The following is a 3,707-nucleotide window of genomic DNA, read 5'->3' as shown; positions in this document are numbered from 1 at the left end:
GAACAGCTGATTCTGCCGACTTAATTCTAAAATATCACCAGCCAATGAAACCAACTGAAGCCCTAGAGAAATTTGACGCATGGATGCGTGAACGCCGGTTGATGCGACGGACGCGCGAGTGCTATCTAGGCCATGCCTCCCGATACGCTCGATTTCAAGCCCCTGGATCGGTCACTTCTGAGGACAAAGTATGCGCGTACCTTTCATGGTTGGCGGGTAACCGTTCATCGGTTACCCAGAAGCAGGCACTCAATGCACTGGTGGCGCTCTATCGCGCTCTTGAAAAGCCCCTGGGAACACTTCCAGAGTGGGTCCGTCCATCGGAAAAAAAGCGGGTTCCTGTATGGGTATCACGCGTTGAAGCGATTTCAATTATTGAACTGTTACCGCAGCCGTGGAATGAAGTTGCAAGCCTGCTTTATGGGTCTGGTCTGAGGATTTCAGAAGCCTTGCAACTGCGCTCCAAAGACCTAGATTCCCATGCTGGAACCGTGACCGTGCGGGAGGGTAAAGGAGGCAAGGATCGCGTCACTCTTTTGCCCCAGTCCATCATACCGGCGTTGACGGCCCGCTACCGTGTCAACCGGGCGATTTTTGATGAGGACCGGAGGGCGGGAAGGCCCGGCGTCGAGGTGCCTTCCACAGTGGCACGCAAAGCGCCAAAATCAGGTGCGGAATGGCCATGGTTTTGGGTCTTCCCTGCGCCGGGAGAAAGCACCGATCCTGAGTCTGGAACCGTCCGCCGCCACCATCGGCATGAGGACGGATTTGCCAAGGCGCTGAAAATAGCCTGCACCCGTGCGCGGATGAATAAACGCGTCACCGCCCATTCATTTCGCCACGGCTTTGCCACCTCTTATCTTGCTGCCGGTGGCACGATCCAAGAACTGATGGAGCTGATGGGCCACACCAATATCCAGACGACGGAAATCTACCTGCATTGTCTGCCTCAATTGGCCTCCAGAGTTTCCAGCCCGCTGGACAACGTGCTCCCCATGTTCCGCAAAACCGCCTGAATAAATTCTCATCCAAACATCAATGAATACCATGAACCACCCCTGGAAATTAACCCCCGCCGACCTGACCAAACGCCTGGAGCATTGCACCCCGGAAAACCAGCGCCTGCTCACCTGGGCCTTCCACCATTGCGCCGGACTCGGCATGGTGCTGGCCGATTTTTGCCTTGCCTCCGATGTCAATTACAGCACCATGGGAAAGTTGCTCAATGGCACCTACATAGAGCCACGCGGCGATGGCGCTCCTTATGACCTCCCTACCGGCTGCGCTCGCAATATCGCCGCCTACAAGGCTGCCATCGTCGCCAAGCTGCCAAGCAGCATTCATATCATTTCAACGGACACCTCCCGCAAGGTGGCCTTCAACTGCGACCTCGCCCGCGAAAGCCGCTCCCCTGTGTTCCTGACCGGGGCCAGCCATATCGGCAAGACCACCGCCCTCAACAAGTACCGTGACACCCGACCGCATGACACCTTCCTGGTCACTGTTACCTCAGGCATGGGTGCCAAGGGCCTGGCGGTGGCCGTGTGCGAGGAAATCGGGGTTTCCTCCAGCGGTTCGCTGGCGATGATCTCCCGGCGTCTGCGCAAGGCCGTCACCCGCGATATGCTTATCATTTTCGATGACTTTCACGTTCTCACTCTGGCCAGCACCCCGCGCACCTTTCTCTCCGCCATGGAATTCATCCGCGCGCTCTACGATTCCGATCAATGCGGCATGCTGTTCTCCACCACGGACATTGATTTTGAGCGCATCACCAAGGAGTTCAAAACCGCCCTCCACCAGCTGCTGCGCCGGGGCATTCACCGGCCACATCTGGGCAGCACCCCGCTGCAAAAAGACGTGCGCGCCATCCTCGAAGCCCACGGCCTCAAATGGCCCCACAAATCCATCCTGATCGACGGCCAGCGGCCGTTCGAACTCATCAGCAGGCTTGCCCAGCAAACCGGCCTCAAGGGCATCACCGAGCGCCTGCGCTACGCCCTCAAAATCGCCGCCCGCGAAGCCTCCCCGGTGACCTGGTCAAACTACCTCAACGCCGAAAAAATCGTAGCCAGTAATTCATCCGCTCCGAAAAACGACTGGGATTAAAACAACCCCTCCAATCTACCCACACAAACACCCCATGACGCCAAACAATACAACGATTGCCACCGCAGAAAAACGCGTGATCAAAGCCGAAATTACAACCCTTAGAAAAGCCCTCCGAAAAGTCGCTCTGGACTGCAAACGGGAAACCCGCAAGGGGGTTTTAGCCAAGGGGAAAATTGACAAGGAAATCAAACGGATTGCCGCCATTTTGAAACGTGAAACGGCGGCGGTTTATCGCCGCCTTTCAATCCTCCAAGGCCGCCTCTGATTTGCCCGTTTTAGCACCCCATAATTGCCCCCATGACACCCACCCAAATTTCCACTGACATCGAGCGCGGACTGGAGCTTAGAAAGTCGATCAAGACCGGACAAACCGAGCTTAAAGAAATCGAAAAGCGACTGGAGCAAGCCGGTCTTTCCGGCGAGCAAATCCCCCTCCAAGAAGCTGACCGCGAGGGCCGCCAATTCCTCGCTAGGTCACCCAAGCTGGGATTGATTGTGCCCGTTGTTTTTGAGTCCGACCAAGTCGTTAAATCCTTCCGACCGGACACCCCAATGCACACTGATTTGGAGCGCATTTCACACGGCCAACTGAGCCGGTTTTTTATCGAGACCCGCAAGTTTGACCGGGTCCAGGAAGAGGGCCAGGCTTTCCGCAAAGCGGCCCGCGAAATCCTGTCAGCGGCGGCTCCTCTATTTATCTCAGCCAGCCTCCAACGGGACAAGGCCGGTATCCCCAAATCCCGCACCATTATCGCCTGGGACAATGCCAAGCCCATTGACCAGGTAACTGCCTGACTTCGGCCCGTGGGGCCGGTGCGGTTTAGCCTCCGCTTCGCATTCATGCCGGCCCCCAAATTTTCCCTTATCCACCCATCCAATGAGCGCTAAATCCTGGTCCACCACTCCACTCTCAAACATCCAAAAAGCAACCCTGTCGATTGCTGCCAGGGCGGCGTTTGACATTCAGGACCGGTGCGGCCTCGTCACCGAAAAATTCGACGAGTGGAGGCATCTCCAAACCCGCATTGCATGCGGTATCGAATCCCTCAGACGTTGCAACCAAAACCACTACCGCTCCATCCTCGGCCATTTCCAGCGCCTGGCCGGCAAGGAATCCGCAGCGCAAAGCACCTGGTCAAAAACCGGACGTGTTGCCGGTTCGACGGAAGCCTCAGACACCGCCGAAAACCGCGAAACAATCCGCTGGAAACTTGACCAGCTCATTGCCACATCTGGCGGACTGATTTCCGATTCCTATGTTGCCGCCATTATCCGCGACAAGTACCACGGACGGGCTCTCACCGAGCTGACCTCCAACGACCTTCAGCGGCTCTTTTTCACCATCCGCACTCGCCTGACCGCATTGCGCAAGAAATCCTGATTTTTCGGGTTTTATTCACAAAACCTCTGTCCCTGGGGCGTTTTTGGCTTTCTCAGTCACAAAACCTCACCCCGAACGAATCCGGCCGAAAAAGCCTTTATTCTAGGCACTTTCAGGCTTTTTCAGGTTCGTTCACAATTCCCAGAACCTCGTGTCCCTCTGCGCTGTTCGGGCGGTGCCCGCGAGATACTCCATCAAATTGGAAGCTCCGTCG

The 3,707-nt window shown here is 56.3% G+C and carries 5 protein-coding genes; all 5 read left to right on the top strand.

Translation table 11 applies throughout. The annotated features are described in order from the left end of the window. Positions 1-1,016: integron integrase (locus tag WCS52_19335; GenBank protein MEI6169342.1), on the top strand; the 1,016-nt coding region annotated here is incomplete at its 5' end. 31 nt (positions 1,017-1,047) lie between these two features. Beyond that, positions 1,048-2,109: an ATP-binding protein gene (locus tag WCS52_19330; GenBank protein MEI6169341.1), complete on the top strand. Its 1,062-nt coding sequence runs from the start codon at positions 1,048-1,050 to the stop codon at positions 2,107-2,109. A 34-nt stretch (positions 2,110-2,143) separates the two neighbouring features. After that, the gene (locus tag WCS52_19325) at positions 2,144-2,377 is read left to right on the top strand and encodes a hypothetical protein (GenBank protein MEI6169340.1); all 234 of its coding nucleotides are present in this window, start codon (positions 2,144-2,146) and stop codon (positions 2,375-2,377) included. A gap of 32 nt (positions 2,378-2,409) precedes the next feature. After that, positions 2,410-2,907, top strand: coding sequence for a hypothetical protein (locus WCS52_19320; GenBank protein MEI6169339.1), 498 nt, complete (start codon positions 2,410-2,412; stop codon positions 2,905-2,907). 82 nt (positions 2,908-2,989) lie between these two features. After that, a complete protein-coding gene (locus WCS52_19315) occupies positions 2,990-3,493 on the top strand; it encodes a hypothetical protein (GenBank protein MEI6169338.1) in 504 nt (167 codons plus the stop codon). Positions 3,494-3,707 lie beyond the last annotated feature (214 nt).

The organism is bacterium (assembly GCA_037128595.1).
GTDB lineage: Bacteria > Verrucomicrobiota > Kiritimatiellia > CAIKKV01 > CAITUY01 > JAABPW01.
The sequence above is the reverse complement of the archived record's forward strand: the minus strand, read 5'-3'. Positions and strand labels throughout refer to the sequence as shown.